The following is a 20,799-nucleotide window of genomic DNA, read 5'->3' on the forward strand; positions in this document are numbered from 1 at the left end:
AGTCAGAGACGAAATGTTGAAATATCTTGTGTCCTATTCTACAGAATTATGGTAATCTCCAACCTCAACTTATATGCGTGAGCATGCAAAAAGGATCCTATCCGTGAAGGGATCCTTTTTTGCATGCTGTCGCAATTAATGTATATAAACCAGGCACACGATCTTCAATTTCTTCCGGTGCAGTAGGAGGGAAGACCCACCTTTGATGAGACCCGTGTTCTTCAACTAGTTTTTCAATTTTAAAATGTTCTTCCGCAAGTGTTGTAATAATTTCTCCTAGCGTCCAGCGACGGATGGTTGTTTTAGGTAATGATTCTTTCTGCGCTTCTGTCAGAAGGATGCTATAAGCAACATCATCTTCAATTAATTCTTCATCGAAATAATTTCCGTTAGCCCGAAATGATGGGTGGTCTACGCCTAATAATTTCGTGTAAACAGGATGATAGTCACGAAGGATAAGCGTTCCATCTCCTTTAAGCAAGGTAGCAATTTTTTTAAAGAGCGGTTTTAAATCTAGAAAGTAATGGAGTACACCAAGTTCCAGTAATACGATATCAAATGATTCGGAGAGCTGCACATTTAGTACATCAGAAACGACATACTGGATAGAGACACCTGCTGCTTCCGCAAGTTCATTTGCATATTTTGCATTACTTGCCGAAATATCAACAACTGTTACGTCAGCTCCTAAAAGAGCGAGAGCAACGGCTTTATTGCCTTTTGAACCGAGTAAATTAATAATATGTTTTCCTTTTGGAGATTGTATGTAGGGTAAATAGTGATCTACCTCGCGCACGGGATCTTTCATAAGCTTTTTCGCATAATCGGCCGGTGCCCCGTGGCGATTCGTCCAAGCTTCATAAGCAGCTGCATTCCAGCTTTTTTCATTACGTGCGCTTAGTTGTTTTTGATTCAATCGTATCACTCCTTTTGTGAACGTATAGTTATTCTATGAGAGGATAGGATTTCCTTTTCTTTCTGAATAAAAGTTTGATTTTTCTGCAATTAAGTCGTAAAATACGTGTTATATATATAAGCGTTGAAAAGGAAAAGTAGGATGAAGCCATTCTTTCCAGAGAGCTTCGATAGCTGAGAAGAAGCAAGAATATTCATTTGAACAATGGCCTTTGAGCTTCGTCCTGAACTTATCAAATGATAATAGTAGGCGGCGACGAGAGTTGGTACTCGTTATCAAAACCACAGTATAAGAGCATATAGCTCCGTACTTGTTAAGGCTAATTATGTGAGTAATTGGCGAAATAAGGTGGTACCGCGACTGTTTATACAGCCCCGCCCTTATCTTTTTTAAGATAAGGGCGGGGCTTTTTTATATTTAAAAGGAGGAATGTAAGATGAGTATTTTTATTGGAGGCGCTTGGCCATATGCAAATGGTTCGTTGCATCTTGGACATATTGCGAGTTTGTTACCTGGAGATATTTTAGCACGTTATTACCGGGCAAAAGGTGAGAATGTGTTGTATGTTTCGGGAAGTGATTGTAATGGAACACCGATTGCAATTAGGGCAAAACAAGAAGGTGTGACGGCGAAGGAAATTGCTGATAAGTATCATGAAGAATTCCAGCGATGTTTTCATAAACTTGGTTTTACGTATGATTGCTATACACGTACAGATAGTGAGCACCATCATGAAACTGTTCAAAAAGTGTTTTTACGTTTATTAGAAGAAGATTATATTTATAAAAGGACAGTGGAACAAGCGTATTGCGAAGCGTGTACGCAGTTTTTACCTGATCGTTATGTAGAAGGCATTTGTCCACATTGCCATGAAGCAGCAAGAGGAGATCAATGCGATGCGTGTTCAGCTATTTTAGATCCACTCGATTTGTTAGAAAAGAAATGTAAGTTATGTGGTAGTACGCCATCCGTGCAGGAAACAGAGCATTTCTATTTTGCATTGCATACATTTCAGGAACAAATTAAAAGGGCTGTAGAAACTGCAAAACAAGAAGGAACATGGCGTGACAATGCGATTCAACTAACAGAGAGATATGTAAAGGAAGGATTACTAGATAGGGCTGTGTCACGTGATTTACCAATTGGGGTACCAATTCCAGTAGAAGGGTATGAAGATAAAAAAATTTACGTATGGATTGAAGCAGTGACAGGCTATTATTCAGCGAGTAAACATTGGGCTGAAGAAACAGGGAAAGATGATCAAGAGTTTTGGGGTAGAGAAGCGAAAACATATTATGTGCACGGAAAGGATAATATTCCGTTTCATTCCATCATTTGGCCAGCGGTATTACTTGGAATAGGAGAAGGAGCAATTCCTCGTCATATCGTTTCAAATGAATATTTAACAGTTGAAAAAAGAAAGTTATCTACAAGTAAAAACTGGGCAGTATGGGTGCCGGACATATTAGAACGCTACAATCCAGATTCTATTCGTTACTTTTTAACAGTCAATGCACCAGAAAATCGTGATACTGATTTTTCATGGCGTGAATTCATTTACAGTCATAATAGTGAATTGTTAGGTGCATACGGAAACTTTGTGAACCGGACATTAAAGTTTATTGAAAAGTATTATGATGGCATTGTACCGAATGGAATGATTAATGAAGAGCTGAAAGAGAAGGTAGAAGGATTATATATAAATGTAGGAGAATCAATTGAGCAAACTAAATTTAAAGTGGCGTTAGAAACAATATTTGATGCAGTACGTTTTGCAAATAAATACTTTGATGAGAGGCAGCCTTGGAAACAAAGGGAAGATAATCCAGTTTCATGCGAAAAAACGATTTATAACTGTGTGTATCTTATCGCTAATTTTGCAAATCTCCTTGAACCGTTTTTACCATTCTCAAGTGAAAGAGTTAGAAATACATTATCGATTGTGAACCGAAATTGGGAGCTTCAAAATACGTTGCCGAATAGAATTGATAGTGTGCAGCCACTATTTGAACGAATTGATGTAAAACAAATTGAGCATGAGATAGAAAAGCTATATGGAGCGGTAAAGTGAGATAGAGAAAAAGAAAAAGAAAAAGACCTTTCAAATCAATGAAAGGTCTTTTGTTACGCAGTAGGATTCTCTTTCTTATCCTTTAAGAAGAAAAGCACAGCAAGGATCACGAGAATAATAGCTGCAATATCATATGTTATTTTGAAAGTAGTATTAAAGTTTAAGTACTCTACTAAAGGGGTTTTGACTGCTCCAGCATATATGCAAATGGGAATGATGAGCACATCGTAAAATTTCTTTTCTTTCATATATCTTATTAGGAAGAAGATACACATAATGGCAAAAAAAGCTACGCTTAAAATAGTCATTTATACCTCCAAATAGATTTCAAATTATACCATATTGTAACTGTATTTACATTTATATGCAAGTTTCTATTTTCATGCACTATGCACGCTTCTATGCTTCTTTGCTTTCCTAGAGGTAAGCAGCTGAGGAGTAAAAATTCCAAGTAGTATAAAGAGTATCCCAATCCACTGCATGAAGGTTACGACTTCATGTACAAGTGTAATAGAAGCGATAATGGCCGTTGGTAATTCAGCTGCTCCTAGTATTGTACTAAGTCCTGTTCCTACTTTCGGTACACCAATTGAAAAACAAATGACAGGTACGACAACGCCGAACAATCCGAGGAAGAAAGCGTATTTCCAAAGACCGGCTTGCAGGGTACCATCCGTTAAAAAGGTTGGCGGGAAGAATAGGCATACGATTAGAGTAGCACTTGTTGTCATAAGAAAGCTTTTCGTATAAGGTGGAACTTCTGTAGCAACACGCCCACTTGCAAAAACATAGAATGAAAAAGAGACAGCGGCTAATAGACCAAAGATAATACCTTTCGTGGAAAAGTTTTGTCCGAGACCTTCAAAGACACCGCCTGCAAACAATGTTCCAGTAAATAAAATAATAATAGATATAACTTTCTCACGGTTTGGTAATGTTCGATTAGCGATTGCTTCTATAACGACACCAATCCATGTGAACTGGAAGAGTAGGACAACAGCGATAGATGCTGGTAGTTCTTCTACAGAAATAGCGTAGAAGATACCAGTCATACTCATTGTTGTGCCAACTGTTAGTAAGGAAAAGAATTGCTTTTTTGTTACTTTATGACGTGAAACGAAAAGAACGAGCAGAAGAAGCCCGATCCATCCAAAGACATATTGTCCCCCTAATAGTTGATGTGCTGAAAATCCATCAATGAATCCGAGTTTGAAAATAGTTGAAAGTACGCCGTAGCTACAAGCTCCGAATAAAACAAGTAATGAATACTTAAATTTCTCCATGAAGATCCTCCTTTTAAATAATAAAAAACGCCCGCTATCCAAATAAGGATAACGGGCGAACGAAACAGAGTAAGATACTCTACAAAATTCCGCCATTCATACGAAGTATGAATTTGGGGTATGAAATTGTAGTAGGTTTTTTACATTGCTTTTGGGAATACAATAGAACATTTTACACCTTGAGGTGTGTTTTGTATCCCATAAGGAAACTGATGTTTATCTAATATTTGTTTTACAATATATAGCCCAAGGCCACTACCTTGTACTAATCCGTGTTTGCCAGGGTTTGCGCGATAGAATGGCTCAAATAAATGGGCGAGTTTATCCTCATCAATTTGTGAACCTGTATTTAATACTTCTAATGCATAACCGTTTGGCTTTTCATAAAGCTTTATATATACATGCTGATGGTCAATTGTGTAATGAATTGCATTTGAAATAATGTTAAAAATAGCAGTTTGAATAAATTTAGGGTCAGCTAAAATTTGTACATCTTGCTTAATGTTAGATTGAACATTTAATTGCTTTACAGATACAAAGTAATCTACTTTCTTCATAACATCCTCAATAATATTAGTTAATGAGATAACTTTTAAATCAGGTTTAAATTGAGGGTTTTGTATTTTGGATAATTCCGACATTTTTTCCGTTAATATGTTAATGTCTTGCATCATTTCATAGGAACGTTTTAAATATTTATCTCTATCTTTATAAGCTCCAATTCCGTGAATCATGCCATCGAGTTGTCCCATAACTGCCGCGATTGGTGTTTTTAATTCATGGGATACCATAGACATAAATTCTTTACGAGATTGTTCTAACTGTTGTTCCTTTTTGAGTTCATTTCTTAAATCTTGATTGCTTGCATGTAAATTCTTCACTATATTTGGGACCTGTGAAGCAGCTACTTGCAAATTAAAATCTGTTTGATCTGTATTTTTGTTAAGTAGCTTTTTATCTGAGAAATCAAGATTCATAATATCTTTTAAAGCATCACTCATAAATTGAAAAGGTTTGGCAATTAGTTTCGTATAAATTAAAGATCCGAGTAAAGATAATGCAAGCATTGTCGCACCAATATGTGGAGCCAATTGCTGCAGTGCATCTGCTAATTTTGGATAATCTCGTGTATCATTTGTATTATTTGCTGCATTTTGTTTATGTAAGGCATCATTAGTAGCGACTTGCTTTTCCGTTTCTGTAAGTGGAGTAGAAGTGCTGTTTTTCCCCGCAATATTTTGGGTATGTTCTTTTGCTTTTACAGTTTGGCTAGGCTGCAAAAGGTGATTTATGGCTGTAGAGAGTGCTTTATAATCTATAATAGAAGATTGGAAATTGGAAATCATACTCTCTGAAACAGCCTTACTTTGATTCGTTTTACTTTGGTCGTTTTGTTTGTCTGAATCCACTTGTTCTGTAGACAGCGCTCCATTTTCTTTTGCAAAACGTTCTTTATCGTAGTTTGAAGCTAGAAAATAAATAATTTGATAAAGACAAAGTGATAAAAGAATACAAAATAATAAGGTTTTGATGAAAATATTTTTGGTGATGTTGTCTGTACTACGATTCGATTTTGTAGCCAATGCCTTTCACCGTTTTAATATAAGGAATCCCTAATTTTTTTCTTAAGTTTTTAATGTGTGTATCTATAACTCTTACATCACCATAATGTTCATAGCCCCATACCTTATTCAGCAAATCACTTCTTGATAATACTTTTCCCCGATTTTGCAGTAAAGTATATAAAATTTCAAATTCTTTTGTTGTTAATTCAATTTGATTACCATGAACATAAGCGGCATAGGCTGTAGAATTTAACATCAATTCATGGAATTGTAGTATAGTTGCAGCTTCTGCTTCCTTCGTTGCTGCCCTTCTTAATACAGCCTCTACACGTTTAATAAATACGGTGTAATGGAACGGTTTCGTAATATAGTCATCAATACCTAACTCAAATCCTTTAATTTCACTTTCTTCATTATGTAAGCCTGTTAACATAATGATCGGTACATCAGATTGTCCTCGCATAATTTTACAAATACTATAGCCATCTATATCTGGTAACATCACATCAAGGAGGACAAGATCGTATGAATTTTTTTGGAAAAGAAGAATACCTTCTGTTCCAGCGCCAACGACATCAACAGTAAAGTTTTGTGCCATTAGAAATTCACGAATCAGTTCTTGTATATCTGGGTTGTCTTCAATCACCAGTATATGCGTCATAGTAACACCTCCTAAATAACGCTTTTTACTGCAATATTCGAATTCATCATTTTTTGGATAACTCAAATTGTTTATACATATAATAAGCCCCCGCTATAAAGTCATCATGAAAGTAGCAAGGGGAATGGTTTAGAGAAACTGAATATTTCAGAATTACATTAGTTCTATTATAGTATGTATTGTAAAATTTATAAAATATTATAACTGTATAATTTTAATATCCATGTTTATCAATGTTTTGATATTGCTTAACGAAACCTATTCTTATTATATATGTAAATACAGTTGTTTTGCTACTGTAAATGAATAAATAAAATAAGCCAAGATATAAAATTCTTGGCTACACATAAATCTTGTTTTTAGGTTATTTTACAGTGACGGTAGCTTGCTGCTGAATACGCTCAAATAACCAGTGTATATCATTGTTATACATACGAATACAACCAAGTGTTGTCCATTTGCCGATTGCTTGATTATTGTTAGTACCATGAATCGCATAAGTTGTTCCGTAAGTTCCTGCCATGTTTAGTCCGAGCCAACGGTCACCAAGTGGATTACGTGGATCGCCGCCTTTAATTTTTCCTGTATAGTAAGGACGGTTTTTAATTTTATTAACGATTTGAAAAGTACCTTTAGGCGTAGGTGTGGCTGCTTTTCCAGTAGCGACAGTAAAACTCTTTATAAATTGTCCGTTTTGATAATAATCCATTTTATTTAACTGCGTATTCACGATAAGCTGATCGTTTGTTGTAGCTGCCTCAGCATTTGTGAATGGAATAGTTAAAAATCCTAATGATAATAGTGCGCTTAATAATAGTTTTTTCATTATATTCTCCTTTTTACTATTGTAATAGTCTTACATACAATGAATTTGCAATCCTCGTAATACTTTATTTACATTTTCATCTAATGTTTCAAAGAACGTAGTAATCTTTGGATTTTGTTTGTTGTTTTTATCAATAAGTAATCTTTCATTTAGTAAAAGTTCACCATGTAGTCCAAAACTTTGAACTTGAATATTTAGCTCATCTTCAGTTTCAGAAATAATTGGTAAGAAGTAGTGGAAAGCTTTCGTTGGAATGATGTAACTTTTACCAATCATGCTTTCTTGATTTGAATTAATCCATTTTTTCGTAACAATCTTAATGTTCTTTTTTGAAACGATAAAAGACAGTGTTGTAGATTTTGTTAAACTTACGTCAAATTCACTTGTTTCACATATGTGTAAATTAAAAACGGTTTCATTTTGATGAGATTCAACATTTGTATTAATAAAATCATGCATTTTATAAGCTTCCATTTCTTATTCACCCTTTTTTCAATTTCGAAAAACTACTTATATTTATTCAATTTAATGCTTAGTCATATATTAGTTAAATTTTTCAACAAATTCCGATATAATCTTACAATACGTATATGAAGCTAATATGAAGTTAGTATGAGTTTGTGGTGGTTTTTTATTGAGAACAAAATAAGGTGACTTTAAGTGTTAAAAACTGGATAAAAAATGCATATTAATGCCCTTGTGTCGTCTGATATATAGTTGTTAGCTTATTTTAAAACGATAATGGATAGCAGCAAATAATGAACAGAAAACTTTAGTGTGAGCCTTACAAAAATGTAATAAAAATGTAAGCTATTGTGATAGTTATTTCGACAATTTTTTTATACAATAATAGTAAGAAGTTGTACGTGATTGAAAGGAGAGATGACATGGAATGGGTTCATGAATTATTTCAGCAGTACGGGTACTATGTTGTACTTGTTGGTTTGCTGTTAGAATATATTGCACTTCCGTTTCCGGGAGAGCCAACGTTAGCATATGCGGGGTTTTTAGCACAGAAGGGCGATTTAAGTTTACCGATTTTAATTATCCTATCCTTTATTGGGACAAGTGTAGGAATGACAATTCAATACTTTTTAGGAAATAAATTAGGTATGCCCTTTATTCAAAAGTATGGGAAATACGTATTTTTAACACAAAGAAAAATCGACTTAACAAGAATGTGGTTTGATAAGTATGGATACTTCCTTATTTTTATCGGCTTCTTTATTCCTGGTGTACGTCATTTTACAGGATATTTTGCAGGAATTATTAACTTACCATTCCGTCGTTTTGCGATTACAATTTACTCAGGTGCTCTATTTTGGGTATCATTCTTCTTAATCGGTGGTTACTGGTTAGGTGGCAACTTACATGATATTTTTGGAGTGCTAGAAGATCATATCGGTAAAATCATTGTTGGAGTTATCGTTATCGTAGCAACTACGTTAGGAGTACGTTTCCGCAAACAGCTAAAACGAGTATTGTTACAAAACGCAAGTTAATATGGAATCCATTCTATGTCAGAATTTAGGAAGGCAGTGCAGACGCACTGCCTTTTTATTTTATATTCCAATCTATTCTCAACTTTCCTTTTAACTTATTGCCATTAACTATAATGTAATACGTTCCCGTCTTAATTGCTGCAAATTGGTATGTATTAGGACCGTTTGAAGCTAAATAATTTTCTTCCTCTTGAAACTCACTAGCCATTTTTACGGCTCCCATGTAGCCATCCGGATTTTCAGCTCGTGATTCAATGGTAAATTCTAATATGTCACCTCGTTTTAGTTCAATGGGGACTTTATGTTCACCACTAAAATGTTGAAAAGATGCTTCGAAAGAGTTTTCTGTTTTTGTTTCGACCCATTGTTCTTTTGATGTTCCAACCTTTTCTAGATCGATAAAGTTGATTGTGATAAATATAATAAGCATAATGCCTGGCACGACATATTGTATCCACTTAAGTTTTGTTGCTATAACTGCACATAAGTAGAAAAAAAGAGAACACACTGCTCCAATTGATCCGAGAAACAAGAACTGTATTAGACTAGCTTCTTTAAATATTAGGAATGGAAGAGAAAATAAATAGCCGCAAAAAATATAAAGGCATAATGTCTTCAGTCTTGTATATGTTTTTAATTTCAATTTATCGATGCAAATAGAACAAAAAATTGCATACGCCGCAAGAATAGGAGCGAAGGGAACATAAAGTAGTTCTCGTAATCCAGCTAAGAAACTATATAATGTTTGTTGACTAGTTGTTAAGAGAAGCGTGCTAATAAGTAATAATAATAATAAAGCTGCTGTAAGCTTAGTAAGAACGTAAGAAAAGGTAGATGTTTTCTTCATATGGAACCTCCTTTGTTTAATATTTCACATTCATTATATAAGTTATTTTCATCATAATACATCTTTATTTTTGTCAATTATTATAGTCGTAATGACAATTATAATTGACAAAAATAAGGATATTATTTACAATTTTAATTAAATAAATGAAAAAGAGGGAAGACATGAAGCTTCAAAATCGAGTGAGGGAATTGCGAGCAAAGCATCGTTTATCACAAGGGGATTTAGGGAAAGCGATTGGATCATCACGGCAAACGATTAGTTTAATTGAGCGCGGGGATTATGCACCATCTATTGTATTGTCGCTAAAAATCGCACAAATTTTCAACGTACCGGTGGAGGAAATATTTGCGTTAGTGGAGGGGGAAGATGGAGATGAAGAGTAATCGAAAAAAACAATTTGATGTTGTGGGGAAAATAGCATTAAGTATGATGGGTGGCTTTTTAACATCTTATATAGCTTTAAATTTACTCTCGGATGAACCGAGAAAATTATCATCTAATACATTTATAGGTGTATGTACTATTTTTGGAATCGTAATGATGTACTACACTTGGAAGAATACACGTATGTTAGCGGAGGCACGCGATGAAGAAGAGAGCGTACAAGGAAGAAAATTAGGCATTATAAGTATATATTTACGTGTAGGTGATATAGTTACGCAAGCATGGTTTGTATATGCAGTTATTACATGTAGACGTGCACTGTTGCAGGATACAAATGTTTCATTTGCAGTGTGGAATTTAGTAGCTTCTATCGTCTGTTTAACTATTGTAGTGGTTATCGGGCTCATAACAAAGAATCGTTATAATAAGCTATATCCTGAACAAGGTGTAACATATATGGAATCTATGAAAATGTGGACGAAAAATGCAGATGAGGGATTAAAGCACATTGTGCATGAGGCTGGATATAAAGCGTATGAATTTACGAATACAATATTAGCATATGTATGGTGGGCTGCCGTTATATATACAGCGGCTAGTGATATCGATTTTGTATTAATTGGCCTAATCTCATTTATTTGGATATTGCATCTCGGAAAATTCATGTACGAAATGCATAGAAAAATGATTTATTAAGGGGAGAAAAAGGTGGATATTTTAAGAAGGCCAGCTGGTTCACTGACAGTGGCGCTCATTCTGTCCATTTTATACGGAGTGATCCGAACTGGGAAATTAGAAACAATGTTGAATATATGGGCATTATTGGGGATTTTTCTGGCAGTGGTAATCATTCATGAGTTAGGACATGTCGTATTCGGCGTAATAGGTGGTTTGACATTTAAATTTATGACAGTAGGGCCTATTACTGTTCAAAAAGAGAAGGGAAAAGTACGCATTCGAGAAAATAAATTATGGGCGTACTTCGGAGGCGTGGCAATGTTAATACCGCCTTCTATAGTAACACCTAACCTTTCAAAAAAATGGGCATGGATGACTTTAGGTGGACCAATTACAAGTTTACTATTTGGTATTACTTTTGGTTACATATACATGGTGAGTTATTATCAATATCTTTTATATTTTTCTGTTTTCCATTTTATAATTTTTGCGGTTACAATCGCGCCGATAAAAGGAACGCTTATGAGCGATGGTATGCAATTTCTTATTTTAATTAAAGATGATGAAAAGGCGAAGCAGCATGTATATAACATTCAAGTATCGAGTGAGTTATTTAGTTATAAGAGGCCGAAAGATTGGGATAAGAGATTAGTAGAACTTAGCGAAGATAAAATAAAAGAAAATAAAAATATAAGAGAGATCATGAGCGGACTTATGCTCGTTTTCCTTGCCCGATCGGATCAAAAGGGAATGGAAAGAGCAATACTATATGTAGAACAAGTTGCCCAACTTTCTGTCACGAAAGAAAATAAATATTTCGTTAGTAGTTTTCATAGTTGGTATCTTTTATATAAAGCTCTTTATCAGATGGATAGTCTTTCTCTGCAAGAAGCGAAGGAACATGGGAAGGCCATTACAAAAGTGGACTTACATGGGTATTATCGCACACAAGGAATTGTTAAATATTTAGAGGGCGATATGGAAGCGTCCCACACTTATATGAGGAAAGCAGACAAAGAATTAAAGAGTGCCGAGAAGAGTGAAATAGGATATTTACAATTAGAGAGAGAATGGTTTGAGCAGTTGAAAGAGAGGGTATCTTACGATGGGTAAGGTATCCTCTTTTTTCTATGTCGTCTTATGCCGTTCCATAAAAAGTCTGTGGCGAGTAAAATAAGATAAGCAGAGCAAAGCTTGGAGGAATTCTAGATGGAAATTTTAACGATTATTTTAATAGTCTTGCTTATTTATGCTGTTTTTAAAGTAGCATATGTAGCATTAAAGATACTCGCGATCCTATTAGTTATCTTTTTAATCGTAGAGTTCGGCAGTAAATTGCTTGGGGGATAGGGTATGTTGTGCGTTTTGAGTGTCGAAGGGTGTCGGTAAGTCGATAACCTGTGTCGAAACGTCGATATAATGAAAAAATCGTTGATATAAGTGGAGAAACGATCGATATATTTGAAAAATCGTTGATATATTTTAGTGAATACTGAATGGGGTATGTGGAAAAGAAGTTGCCGTGGGGGTAGCTTCTTTTTATTTTAGTGATGGGGTATGAACAGGAAAGAGTAACAAAACAAAAAAGCTGGAAGAGTATCTTCCAGCTTACGAGTTACTTTCAATTTGGCGACCGTTTTCTTCTTCATTGTCTTGTAAAAGGTTGAATACGTCTGCTAGGCAGAATGCAATGAACCAAGTCCATAGACCGTGGAAGAAAGCTGAGCTTAATTGAAGTGGTAATGTATAGTTAGTCATTGAGTAGGAAATACATCCGCCAACGATTCCAATCATTGTTAATAACATTGTTTTTTGCGCATTTTCTTCTGGATTGAAGAGGAAGTAAATGTATCCACCTAAAATTGAAGCGCTTACAAGGGTTTCGATTCCATTAAAAATGATATTCTCTCCTAGCTGAGTGTTTGTCCAGAAGCAGATCGTTCCGCCGATAATAGCAAACAGGACAGCTATTGTGTATCTTATATATTGATTCATATGTTCATCTCCTTATGTAATAAGATGATTTGGAAGTCAAAAAGGTAGGTATAGTATATTGAAGTGAGTTTTAGTTGTACGTATCTTTTTATAAAAAGATCATTGAAGAGTGATCGGTTGTTTAAACCGTTACGTGTATGGTGTCTGAAATATACCCGACTGCTCGTTTCTTTTTGCTTGTAAAAATAAGAGAAACTTCCAAGTCTATATACTCTTTTTTTGTGAGTCTGCTTTCATTATAACACATTTAGGGCCACAATAATAGAATTATCTGATTTTGTAATAAGTGTAAAAAATAAAAATCGCAAGGAAATACCACTAACAATGCGGTTTAGTGGAAGAAGGATTTTAATTTATTATGATGAAATATGTAATCAAGGTGAGATCTAAGAAGGAGGCTTACATACTATAAAAAATGTTTTGTAGCATGAATGTAAGGGAGGAGAGCTAACTTGGAGATCACAACAGAAAGATTAATAATTAGACCTTTTAAGAGTACTGATTTACAGGATGTATTTGCTATTTATAATAATGATGATACATGTAAGTTCCTATTACATAATAAGTGGACTCATGAAGACATGCAGAAAAGATTTAATAAGAAGCTAGCAAACAATGTACTTACTGAAGAATCAATATTAAGTTTGGCAGTTATATACAAGACTAAAGTAGTTGGTGATTTATCCGTATGGTACACAAATATGAAAGACACTGTTGAGATTGGTTATAGTTTTTCAAATGAAGTAGCTGGGAGAGGTTTGGCAACAGAAGCAGTAAGTAGTTTGGTATTTAAATTATTTAATGAATTTTATGTACATCGTATACAAGCTAATCTTGATGCACGTAATACAGCTTCACAAAAATTGTGTGAACGAATAGGCATGAGAAAGGAAGCCCATTTCATACAAGATTTTTGGAGTAAAAATGAATGGACAGATAGTATTGTATACGGAATGCTATCCTCCGATTTGTAGTAATAAACTTCGTGATTTTATTATGCTAAAGGGTGCGTTAGTTGAATAACAAAGGGCATAACATATTATATATGACTAATATGTTATGCCCTTTCATGTATTAACCTTTTTTATATGCGTTTGAAACGGCCGACAATTTCAACTGTTTCAGTAATGTTCATGAATGCTTTGTTATCCACTTGACGGATAATACGTTTCATTTCGCCTAACTCATAGCGAGTCACGACAGTGTAAATCATTTTTTTCTTATGGTTTGTATAGCCGCCGACAGCATCTACCATTGTCACCCCGCGTATGCCGTGATGCAATAGTGCGCTTTTTATTTCCTCGCCTTTTTCTGTAACTGTCATTATCGTTAATTTAATATGTTTCGTATGCACAGCATCGATAACTTTGCTGACTACAAACCGGCTAATTAACGTATAAAGCGTAATATCCCATCCGAAAATAAATCCTGCTGCAACAAGTAAGATTAAGTTGAATCCAAAGATGATTGCTCCAATTGAAATATCTCGATGTTTCGCTACAATCAATCCAACAACATCAAAGCCACCTGTTGAAGAAGCAAATCGGAATATGATTCCGGAAGCTGCTCCGCAGATTACACCACCAAATACAGAAGACAGTAAAATATCGTCTGAAACTTGGTGTACAGGGATAATGTTCATCGCTAACGATGATATAGCTACAAAGTACGCTGTTAAAAAGGTTGTCTTCTTGCCTAAGTAAAAGTGACTTAAAATAAGAAGAGGAATGTTTAGTAAAAAGATAAGTGCACCGATATTGTAGTGCATTAAATAACCGATAATCATCCCTACACCAGCGAAGCCACCGCTAATCATGTTATGCGGGATAAAGAACATATTCATAGAAATTGCATACAAAATAGAGGCTACGAAAATAACAACCAACTGTATGATAAATTCTAAGTGAAATGTTTTAGCTGCTGGGAAGGATAAAAAGGCGGTGTCGGGAACGTAATCGGCGTCTCCTAGTTGACCCATAGTATGTTTCATCTCCATATTCATTTTTGATTACAAGAAGAGAATAAAGGTTTTTTCAAAAACTGGCAATAGTTTTATTATAATGCGAAAATTTTATAAATTTCTAACAAATTAAACCTATACAAGGATACGTGTGAATATACTAAAGAAAGCGAATACATTAGTTTTTTAGCATAGTTTTCTTGAGAAAATATGCAAAATACTTTTTTGACGATAAAAGGAAATAGAGAATGTTTGTTGAATGTGCTAAAATGACCTTATTAAGGATGTGAAGCGATGGAATTTTTATTGCAGGATGCAATTCTGTATATATCGTTTGTAACGACAGCACTTTGTTTATTAGAAGTTTTCTTCCTTGCTAATGTTTCTCGCTTTGTGCGTCAGCAAGCATCAAGCGGTAGACAAAGAGCTTTTAAACTAGTTAATACGTGTGAAGAGGGTACTGGTAATGTAACGCTTTTCTCTATTTTTTATAAATATGGAATGATTCGTTCTGTGCGCAGACAAGAATCCAGTGAAGAGAATGACGAGGTCGGTCCGTATACACCAATGTTTCGCTAAATAATTACGAAACATTGGAGGAATGAACATGTTAAAATCATACCGAGCTGTGCTCGTTAGTTTATCATTATTACTTGTTTTTGTTTTATCTGGTTGCAGTAATGCAGCCCCAATTGATGCACATAGTACGGGAATTTGGGATCATTATTTCGTATATCCAATCTCGTTTATGATTCAATTTGTTGCTCATCACATACCAGGAGCTAGCTTCGGGATTGCTATCATTATTATGACGCTCGTTATTCGTTCAGCCATGATTCCATTAGCTGTTTCACAATATCGTAGTCAAGCGAAAATGAAGAAAATGCAACCTGAACTGCAGAAGCTGAAACAAAAATACGGTGATGTGGGTAAAGATCTTGAAAAACAAAAGCAGTATCAAAAGGAAATGTCAGAACTAATGAAATCAGGCGGTTGGAATCCACTAGCTGGTTGCTGGCCACTATTAATACAAATGCCGATTTTCTCTGCTTTGTATTATGCGATTAGCCGAACAGAAGAGATTCGCACATCGTCATTTTTATGGGTGAACTTAGGACATGCAGATCCTTATCATATATTACCGATTATCGCAGCGTTAACGACATTTATTCAGATGAAAGTTTTCCAATCTAATATTACACCTGGAGAACAAGTACAGATGCTGAAAGTGCAGCAAATTATGATGCCAGCAATGATTTTATTTATGGGATTTGCGGCGCCATCAGGACTTGTGTTGTACTGGATAACGGGTAATTTATTTACAATGACACAAACAATTGTATTAAGAAGAATAATGGAACGTGAAGAATTACAATTACAAAAAGCTTAGAAAAACGCCGCTCGGGATGAGCGGCGTTTTTTTGTTAAGTCGTTAAGGAAATGTTAAGAAACCGACATTACTATAGGAATTGTATACGAAAGTGTACATGCTTTAGAAATATGAAGGAGGAAATTTCCTATGAAGAAGAAAACAGTTGGGTATTTAGCGATTGCAGGTGCTTTATCATTTGGAATCATTGGAGGAGTCGGTATTCCGGCATTCGCGGCAACGAATACTCAAGCAGCTGAGCAGTCTACAAAAACGGCGAAAAAAGATTTAGATGACGCTACAAAACAAAAAGTAAAAACGATTATGGACGATACAAAGAAACAGTTGAAGGAGTTAGGTGTAAAGCTTCCAGAGAAAGAAAAACGTAAAGATATGTTTGCGGGATTAGATGATCAAACAAAAGAAAAAGCGAAATCAATTTTAGAGCAAGAGAAATCCGGTAAATTAACACGTGAACAAGCAAAAGAAGAATTAACAAAGCTAGGCGTGAAGTTCCCAGAGAAGGGTAAGCATGGAGACATGTTTGCTAACTTAGACGAAGCAACAAAAGGAAAAGCAAAATCAATTTTAGAGCAAGAGAAATCCGGCAAATTAACACGTAAACAAGCAAAAGAGGAATTAACGAAGTTAGGCGTGAAAATGCCAGAGAAGGTTAAGCATAAAGACATACTTGCTAACTTAGACGAAGCAACAAAAGAAAAAGCAACGTCTATTTTTGAACAGGAAAAGTCCGGGAAATTAACACATAAGCAAGCAAAAGAAGAATTAACAAAACTAGGCGTGAAGTTCCCAGAGAAGGTTAAGCATAAAGACATCTTTGCGGGATTAGATGAGACAACGAAAGAAAAAGCAAAAGCGATTTTAGAGAATGAAAAGAAACAATTAGAGGAATTGAACGTTGATTTACCGCACCATAAAGTGAAACTTTAATCAGTGGTGCATTTCCACTGATTATTAGTTGAACCAATCGGGCTTTTACGGGCAGTTAATATTCCAACTTCATCCTTGTATTCGCTGGATTTTAAGGTGGAAGTTTTACTGCCCGTTAATGCGGGGTAAATTTTTTATGAAAAAAGATGAGAAATAATTGAGTAAAGTCGTATCTTCCGTGTGGGCAACCGGAAGGTATGTATGTGAGGAGACTTTCTTTTAGAAAGTCTCCTCTTACTTATTGTCGTTTTTTGTTGGTAAATCGATATATTTTGAAAATCGCTGAGATAATTTTTACCGCTACGCTGTTCCAAAGATACTGGGGAATTAGAGAAATATTATAGCTTCTGTTATAATATAAGAAGAGAAACATTTCTTATGTTATATAAAAAAATATATTGATTTTTTCTAACAATTCAATATAATGAACAATAACTACAAAATTCGACATCAAGAAGTGATGATGAGGACATGATCAATTTTTTACGATTCTCAGAGAGGGAAGCCTTTGGCTGTGAGCTTCCTAATACGGAAAAATGGATTACCACCTCTGAACTGCAGCAGTGAACGGATACCTAGTAATTGCTTGCCGGCAAAAACCGTTATTTAGACTTGAGAAATTGGTGAAGTATGTTACTTTACGAATTGAAACAAGGGTGGAACCACGAATATAACACTCGTCCCTTTTTTAGGGAGGAGTGTTTTTTTATTTCATTTTTGCATCACACTAGAATTGGAAGGAGGATACGCAGCATGCATCATGATGAGAAGAACAAAATTGGTTTAACAGTAGCACTTTCTATCGTAGTAGGAACGATTATTGGATCTGGTGTGTTTATGAAGCCAGGGAGCGTATTAGATTACTCGGGGAGTTCTAATATGGCTATTCTTGCTTGGGTAATTGGTGGTCTGTTGACGTTAGCAAGTGGTTTAACAGTAGCTGAAATTGGAGCGCAAATCCCGAAAAATGGTGGGTTGTATACGTATTTAGAGGAGATTTACGGAAGTTTTTGGGGATATTTATCAGGCTGGATGCAAACAATTGTTTATGGACCAGCTATTATTGGAACATTAGGATTGTACTTTAGTTCTTTAATGATTAATTTTTTCTATTTAGATAAAGTATGGAATTTACCAATTGCTATTGGAACAGTTGTGTTCCTTGGCGTTGTAAATAGTATGGGAACAAAATATGGAGGTATCGTCCAAACGGTTACGACAATTGGAAAGATGATTCCAATCGTATTAATTGTTGTGTTAGGTTTTTGGAAAGGAAATAGCGATATCTTTAATGTAGTAGTGCCGATATCAGAAAATCAAAGTATCGGTATGGCAATTTTAGCAACATTATTTGCTTATGACGGCTGGATTCTACTTGCTTCGATTGGCGGAGAAATGAAGAATCCAACAAAGCTATTACCGAAAGCGATGACAGTTGGGATTTTAATTGTAACGGCTGCTTACGTACTAATTAACTTGGCATTATTAAATGTGTTACCAGCAGCGAAAATTGTAGACCTTGGAGAGAATGCAACAGCGACAGCTGCGGGCATGCTACTTGGAGAATATGGCGGGAAAATCATTAGTATCGGTATTATCGTTTCTATTTTCGGTTGTTTAAATGGAAAGATTTTAACGTTCCCACGTATTCCGATGTCTATGGCAGAGCGTGGACACCTTCCGTTTTCTAAGTTTATCGCAAAGGAAAGTCCAAGATTTAAAACACCAGCAAATGCGATTACTGTTGAAATCATTTTAGGAATTATTTTAATGGTTATTAGTGATCCGAATAAGCTATCTGAGATTTCCGTATTCATTATTTATATTTTCTATGTAATGACGTTTATTGGTGTCTTCATTTTAAGAAAACGTAACAAGAATAAAGAGCGTGCATACAGTGTACCGTTATTCCCGATTGTACCAATCGTTGCGATTTTAGGATCATTGTTTGTACTTGGAAGTGCGATTATTAATGATCCGGTAAGTTGTTTCTTATCAATTGGAATTGTCTTTACTGGACTCCCAGTATATTGGTATTTAAATAAGAAGAACAAAACTAGTGTTTAATAATTAGAAGGCAGGCGTATGATACGCCTGTTTTTTTATTGTAAAAAAATTGTACTTGTGTTCAATTTCTTTTTTGGTTACTATAGTCGTAGTAACCAAAAAAGAAAGCGTGGGGAAAGACTTGAATTTTCGTGTGTATATTTTAGCTATCGCGGCTTTCGTAGTCGGAACGGTTGAGCTAATTATAGGAGGAACGCTCGATCTAGTTGCCAATGATTTAGGAGTATCTATTAGTGCAGCTGGTCAGCTTATAACAATATTTTCAGTAGTATTTGCTTTATCAGGTCCGGTTTTATTGGCGATAACTGGAAAATTCGAAAGAAAAAGATTATACATTGGGGCATTATCAATTTTCTTAATCGGAAATATTATTTCAGCATTTAGTGTGAATTATGGGATGTTAATGTTCTCAAGGGTTATTTGTGCGGCGAGTGGTTCGCTTATTATTGCACTGTCAGTAACACTTGCTTCTAGCGTTGTAGAACCACATTTTCGTGCGCGTGCAATTGGAATCATCTTCATGGGGATTAGTGGTTCACTTGTACTTGGAGTACCGCTTGGCCTTGTACTCGGAAATGCATATGGATGGCGTGCACCATTTGTATTAATTTCGGTATTAACAGTTATAGCAATCGCTTGTATTTCATTATTCTTAACGAAAGTACCACCGACATCAGTGTTATCAATAAGAGAACAAATTGCTACGTTAAAAGATAAGAAAATCGTAAGTGCACAGTTAACATCATTCTTATTTTTAACGGGTCATTTAACACTATATGCATATTTAACACCATTTTTAAAAGATGTGATGCATGTTGAAGCAGATTGGATTAGTGTATTTTACTTCATTTTCGGAATTGCAGCGGTACTTGGAGGCGGCCTTGGGGGCTTGCTTGCTGATAAATGGGGATCGAAGAAAAGTATTATTTCAATTATTATCGTATTTGCGTGTGCGATCTTCATATTGCCAATGATGACATTCTCATTCCCGCTGTTCATTATTATGATGGGAATTTGGAGTATGCTTAGCTGGGCTATTTCACCAGCACAACAAAATTATTTAATTGAAATTGCACCAGAATCAGCTGGTATTCAGCAAAGTTTAAATAACTCTGCGCTTCACTTAGGGATTGCTCTCGGTTCAACAGTAGGCGGAGTTGTTATTGAGAAATCATCTGTTATATATAATGCTTGGGTAGGTGGCGGCTTTATTATATTAGCACTACTTTGTGCAATTTTCTCGATTACGAGAGGACGTTCTGCTCAGTTTGCAAAAGAAGAATCTATCGTTTGATAGGTTCTTTTTTATTTGTAAAAAATTGCAGGTTTTAGTAGGTGGATGGAGAAAGTCGTATGTAGCGAGGTGATGGAGAATGATGTCTAATTTCTCGGTATTTGGCATGATAATTGCTCTACTACCGATATTGATAGTTGTTGTTGTATTAAGGTGGGTCCGTTTCATCTATCAAAATTCAGAGAAACAAGTGGAGCAAAATGAGAAAATTATTGAGCTGTTGACGGAGATAAAGGAAAAAGAAAAGTAATATGTATTAGTTTGAAATTTGTTTCTGGTAAGTAAAAAAGGCACTTATAAAGTGCCTTTTTTATTTTTGGAAATTTAAAATATGTAATATTCATTTGTCAATAGCAGCATGAGAACAAACAATTTTAATGTTGCTTATTACTTTGAAACTTTCTCAACAATTCGACAAGATACTACA

Annotated in this window: 23 protein-coding genes and 2 other annotated features; of the genes, 13 read left to right on the forward strand and 10 right to left on the reverse strand. The window is 35.1% G+C overall.

The window, feature by feature from the left end; translation table 11 throughout:
* Nucleotides 1–97: 97 nt before the first annotated feature.
* Nucleotides 98–916, reverse strand: coding sequence for a class I SAM-dependent methyltransferase (locus ACSG5Z_RS22475; RefSeq protein WP_097907645.1), 819 nt, complete (start codon nucleotides 914–916; stop codon nucleotides 98–100).
* A gap of 114 nt (nucleotides 917–1,030) precedes the next feature.
* Nucleotides 1,031–1,301: a binding site (T-box leader), on the forward strand.
* A 51-nt stretch (nucleotides 1,302–1,352) separates the two neighbouring features.
* On the opposite strand from ACSG5Z_RS22475, the gene metG reads away from it, so the two are divergent.
* On the forward strand, nucleotides 1,353–2,987 hold the full coding sequence (gene metG, locus ACSG5Z_RS22480) for a methionine--tRNA ligase (protein ID WP_340437838.1): 1,635 nt from the start codon (nucleotides 1,353–1,355) through the stop codon (nucleotides 2,985–2,987).
* A gap of 53 nt (nucleotides 2,988–3,040) precedes the next feature.
* Here metG and ACSG5Z_RS22485 read toward each other — a convergent pair whose 3' ends face one another.
* From ACSG5Z_RS22485 to ACSG5Z_RS22510, 6 genes are all read right to left on the reverse strand, one after another.
* On the reverse strand, nucleotides 3,041–3,295 hold the full coding sequence (locus tag ACSG5Z_RS22485; RefSeq protein WP_000154152.1) for a hypothetical protein: 255 nt from the start codon (nucleotides 3,293–3,295) through the stop codon (nucleotides 3,041–3,043).
* A gap of 72 nt (nucleotides 3,296–3,367) precedes the next feature.
* The gene (locus ACSG5Z_RS22490) at nucleotides 3,368–4,270 is read right to left on the reverse strand and encodes an EamA family transporter (protein WP_098857433.1); all 903 of its coding nucleotides are present in this window, start codon (nucleotides 4,268–4,270) and stop codon (nucleotides 3,368–3,370) included.
* 140 nt (nucleotides 4,271–4,410) lie between these two features.
* Nucleotides 4,411–5,853, reverse strand: a complete 1,443-nt coding sequence (locus ACSG5Z_RS22495) for a sensor histidine kinase (RefSeq protein WP_330938987.1) — start codon at nucleotides 5,851–5,853, stop codon at nucleotides 4,411–4,413.
* Nucleotides 5,831–6,496, reverse strand: a complete 666-nt coding sequence (locus ACSG5Z_RS22500) for a response regulator transcription factor (protein ID WP_000148835.1) — start codon at nucleotides 6,494–6,496, stop codon at nucleotides 5,831–5,833. Before ACSG5Z_RS22500 ends, ACSG5Z_RS22495 begins: the two co-directional genes overlap by 23 nt.
* Nucleotides 6,497–6,860: 364 nt before the next feature.
* Complete coding sequence (locus ACSG5Z_RS22505; RefSeq protein ID WP_000735054.1) at nucleotides 6,861–7,322, reverse strand: L,D-transpeptidase; 462 nt, start codon at nucleotides 7,320–7,322, stop codon at nucleotides 6,861–6,863.
* Nucleotides 7,323–7,352: 30 nt separating this feature from the next.
* Entirely contained in the window at nucleotides 7,353–7,796 is a 444-nt protein-coding gene (locus tag ACSG5Z_RS22510) for a DUF3978 family protein (RefSeq protein WP_000388758.1), read from the reverse strand.
* A 413-nt stretch (nucleotides 7,797–8,209) separates the two neighbouring features.
* Here ACSG5Z_RS22510 and ACSG5Z_RS22515 point away from each other — a divergent pair, with 413 nt between their 5' ends.
* Nucleotides 8,210–8,824: a DedA family protein gene (locus ACSG5Z_RS22515; protein ID WP_088064752.1), complete on the forward strand. Its 615-nt coding sequence runs from the start codon at nucleotides 8,210–8,212 to the stop codon at nucleotides 8,822–8,824.
* A 55-nt stretch (nucleotides 8,825–8,879) separates the two neighbouring features.
* On the opposite strand, the gene ACSG5Z_RS22520 is transcribed toward ACSG5Z_RS22515, so the two are convergent.
* On the reverse strand, nucleotides 8,880–9,671 hold the full coding sequence (locus tag ACSG5Z_RS22520) for a hypothetical protein (RefSeq protein ID WP_087981955.1): 792 nt from the start codon (nucleotides 9,669–9,671) through the stop codon (nucleotides 8,880–8,882).
* Nucleotides 9,672–9,835: 164 nt separating this feature from the next.
* On the opposite strand from ACSG5Z_RS22520, the gene ACSG5Z_RS22525 reads away from it, so the two are divergent.
* From ACSG5Z_RS22525 to ACSG5Z_RS22540, 4 genes are all read left to right on the forward strand, one after another.
* Nucleotides 9,836–10,057 (forward strand): helix-turn-helix transcriptional regulator, encoded by a 222-nt coding sequence (locus ACSG5Z_RS22525; RefSeq protein ID WP_087981953.1) that lies wholly within the window; start codon nucleotides 9,836–9,838, stop codon nucleotides 10,055–10,057.
* Nucleotides 10,047–10,754, forward strand: coding sequence for a DUF3169 family protein (locus ACSG5Z_RS22530; protein WP_088064750.1), 708 nt, complete (start codon nucleotides 10,047–10,049; stop codon nucleotides 10,752–10,754). The genes ACSG5Z_RS22525 and ACSG5Z_RS22530 overlap by 11 nt, the downstream gene beginning before the upstream one ends.
* Before the next feature lie 12 nt (nucleotides 10,755–10,766).
* Nucleotides 10,767–11,849 (forward strand): site-2 protease family protein, encoded by a 1,083-nt coding sequence (locus tag ACSG5Z_RS22535; protein WP_098082244.1) that lies wholly within the window; start codon nucleotides 10,767–10,769, stop codon nucleotides 11,847–11,849.
* Nucleotides 11,850–11,945: 96 nt separating this feature from the next.
* Nucleotides 11,946–12,086 (forward strand): DUF3985 family protein, encoded by a 141-nt coding sequence (locus ACSG5Z_RS22540; protein ID WP_000404783.1) that lies wholly within the window; start codon nucleotides 11,946–11,948, stop codon nucleotides 12,084–12,086.
* A gap of 258 nt (nucleotides 12,087–12,344) precedes the next feature.
* On the opposite strand, the gene ACSG5Z_RS22545 is transcribed toward ACSG5Z_RS22540, so the two are convergent.
* The gene (locus tag ACSG5Z_RS22545) at nucleotides 12,345–12,731 is read right to left on the reverse strand and encodes a DUF3938 domain-containing protein (RefSeq protein ID WP_001077775.1); all 387 of its coding nucleotides are present in this window, start codon (nucleotides 12,729–12,731) and stop codon (nucleotides 12,345–12,347) included.
* A 452-nt stretch (nucleotides 12,732–13,183) separates the two neighbouring features.
* On the opposite strand from ACSG5Z_RS22545, the gene ACSG5Z_RS22550 reads away from it, so the two are divergent.
* The gene (locus ACSG5Z_RS22550; protein WP_088064748.1) at nucleotides 13,184–13,705 is read left to right on the forward strand and encodes a GNAT family N-acetyltransferase; all 522 of its coding nucleotides are present in this window, start codon (nucleotides 13,184–13,186) and stop codon (nucleotides 13,703–13,705) included.
* A 110-nt stretch (nucleotides 13,706–13,815) separates the two neighbouring features.
* Here ACSG5Z_RS22550 and ACSG5Z_RS22555 read toward each other — a convergent pair whose 3' ends face one another.
* Nucleotides 13,816–14,709 carry a YitT family protein gene (locus ACSG5Z_RS22555; protein ID WP_000530033.1) on the reverse strand — a complete coding sequence of 298 codons (894 nt, stop codon included), beginning with the start codon at nucleotides 14,707–14,709 and terminating at the stop codon, nucleotides 13,816–13,818.
* Between the two features lie 276 nt (nucleotides 14,710–14,985).
* Between ACSG5Z_RS22555 and ACSG5Z_RS22560 the strand changes: the two genes are divergently transcribed.
* The 6 genes from ACSG5Z_RS22560 to ACSG5Z_RS22585 all read left to right on the forward strand — a co-directional run bounded on the left by ACSG5Z_RS22560 (nucleotide 14,986) and on the right by ACSG5Z_RS22585 (nucleotide 20,622).
* The gene (locus ACSG5Z_RS22560; RefSeq protein WP_000394932.1) at nucleotides 14,986–15,270 is read left to right on the forward strand and encodes a hypothetical protein; all 285 of its coding nucleotides are present in this window, start codon (nucleotides 14,986–14,988) and stop codon (nucleotides 15,268–15,270) included.
* Nucleotides 15,271–15,298: 28 nt separating this feature from the next.
* Complete coding sequence (gene yidC, locus ACSG5Z_RS22565; RefSeq protein ID WP_000920534.1) at nucleotides 15,299–16,081, forward strand: membrane protein insertase YidC; 783 nt, start codon at nucleotides 15,299–15,301, stop codon at nucleotides 16,079–16,081.
* Between the two features lie 129 nt (nucleotides 16,082–16,210).
* Nucleotides 16,211–17,011, forward strand: coding sequence for a hypothetical protein (locus ACSG5Z_RS22570; protein WP_097889591.1), 801 nt, complete (start codon nucleotides 16,211–16,213; stop codon nucleotides 17,009–17,011).
* A 451-nt stretch (nucleotides 17,012–17,462) separates the two neighbouring features.
* Nucleotides 17,463–17,699: a binding site (T-box leader), on the forward strand.
* A gap of 65 nt (nucleotides 17,700–17,764) precedes the next feature.
* On the forward strand, nucleotides 17,765–19,078 hold the full coding sequence (locus ACSG5Z_RS22575) for an APC family permease (RefSeq protein WP_088064746.1): 1,314 nt from the start codon (nucleotides 17,765–17,767) through the stop codon (nucleotides 19,076–19,078).
* 109 nt (nucleotides 19,079–19,187) lie between these two features.
* The gene (locus ACSG5Z_RS22580) at nucleotides 19,188–20,372 is read left to right on the forward strand and encodes an MFS transporter (RefSeq protein ID WP_142293450.1); all 1,185 of its coding nucleotides are present in this window, start codon (nucleotides 19,188–19,190) and stop codon (nucleotides 20,370–20,372) included.
* A gap of 82 nt (nucleotides 20,373–20,454) precedes the next feature.
* Nucleotides 20,455–20,622, forward strand: coding sequence for a hypothetical protein (locus tag ACSG5Z_RS22585; protein ID WP_435712209.1), 168 nt, complete (start codon nucleotides 20,455–20,457; stop codon nucleotides 20,620–20,622).
* Nucleotides 20,623–20,799 lie beyond the last annotated feature (177 nt).

The organism is Bacillus pretiosus, from assembly GCF_051294775.1.
In the GTDB taxonomy this organism is placed as follows: Bacteria; Bacillota; Bacilli; order Bacillales; family Bacillaceae_G; genus Bacillus_A; species Bacillus_A wiedmannii.

Coding starts and splice junctions, on each gene's coding strand:
- ACSG5Z_RS22555 (WP_000530033.1), bottom strand. CDS start 14,709: ATGGGTCAACTAGGAGACGCCGATTACGTTCCCGACACCGCCTTTTTA.
- ACSG5Z_RS22530 (WP_088064750.1), top strand. CDS start 10,047: ATGAAGAGTAATCGAAAAAAACAATTTGATGTTGTGGGGAAAATAGCA.
- ACSG5Z_RS22545 (WP_001077775.1), bottom strand. CDS start 12,731: ATGAATCAATATATAAGATACACAATAGCTGTCCTGTTTGCTATTATC.
- ACSG5Z_RS22560 (WP_000394932.1), top strand. CDS start 14,986: ATGGAATTTTTATTGCAGGATGCAATTCTGTATATATCGTTTGTAACG.
- metG (WP_340437838.1), top strand. CDS start 1,353: ATGAGTATTTTTATTGGAGGCGCTTGGCCATATGCAAATGGTTCGTTG.
- ACSG5Z_RS22485 (WP_000154152.1), bottom strand. CDS start 3,295: ATGACTATTTTAAGCGTAGCTTTTTTTGCCATTATGTGTATCTTCTTC.
- ACSG5Z_RS22500 (WP_000148835.1), bottom strand. CDS start 6,496: ATGACGCATATACTGGTGATTGAAGACAACCCAGATATACAAGAACTG.
- ACSG5Z_RS22570 (WP_097889591.1), top strand. CDS start 16,211: ATGAAGAAGAAAACAGTTGGGTATTTAGCGATTGCAGGTGCTTTATCA.
- ACSG5Z_RS22575 (WP_088064746.1), top strand. CDS start 17,765: ATGCATCATGATGAGAAGAACAAAATTGGTTTAACAGTAGCACTTTCT.
- ACSG5Z_RS22490 (WP_098857433.1), bottom strand. CDS start 4,270: ATGGAGAAATTTAAGTATTCATTACTTGTTTTATTCGGAGCTTGTAGC.
- ACSG5Z_RS22520 (WP_087981955.1), bottom strand. CDS start 9,671: ATGAAGAAAACATCTACCTTTTCTTACGTTCTTACTAAGCTTACAGCA.
- yidC (WP_000920534.1), top strand. CDS start 15,299: ATGTTAAAATCATACCGAGCTGTGCTCGTTAGTTTATCATTATTACTT.
- ACSG5Z_RS22515 (WP_088064752.1), top strand. CDS start 8,210: ATGGAATGGGTTCATGAATTATTTCAGCAGTACGGGTACTATGTTGTA.
- ACSG5Z_RS22505 (WP_000735054.1), bottom strand. CDS start 7,322: ATGAAAAAACTATTATTAAGCGCACTATTATCATTAGGATTTTTAACT.
- ACSG5Z_RS22525 (WP_087981953.1), top strand. CDS start 9,836: ATGAAGCTTCAAAATCGAGTGAGGGAATTGCGAGCAAAGCATCGTTTA.
- ACSG5Z_RS22510 (WP_000388758.1), bottom strand. CDS start 7,796: ATGGAAGCTTATAAAATGCATGATTTTATTAATACAAATGTTGAATCT.
- ACSG5Z_RS22540 (WP_000404783.1), top strand. CDS start 11,946: ATGGAAATTTTAACGATTATTTTAATAGTCTTGCTTATTTATGCTGTT.
- ACSG5Z_RS22585 (WP_435712209.1), top strand. CDS start 20,455: ATGTCTAATTTCTCGGTATTTGGCATGATAATTGCTCTACTACCGATA.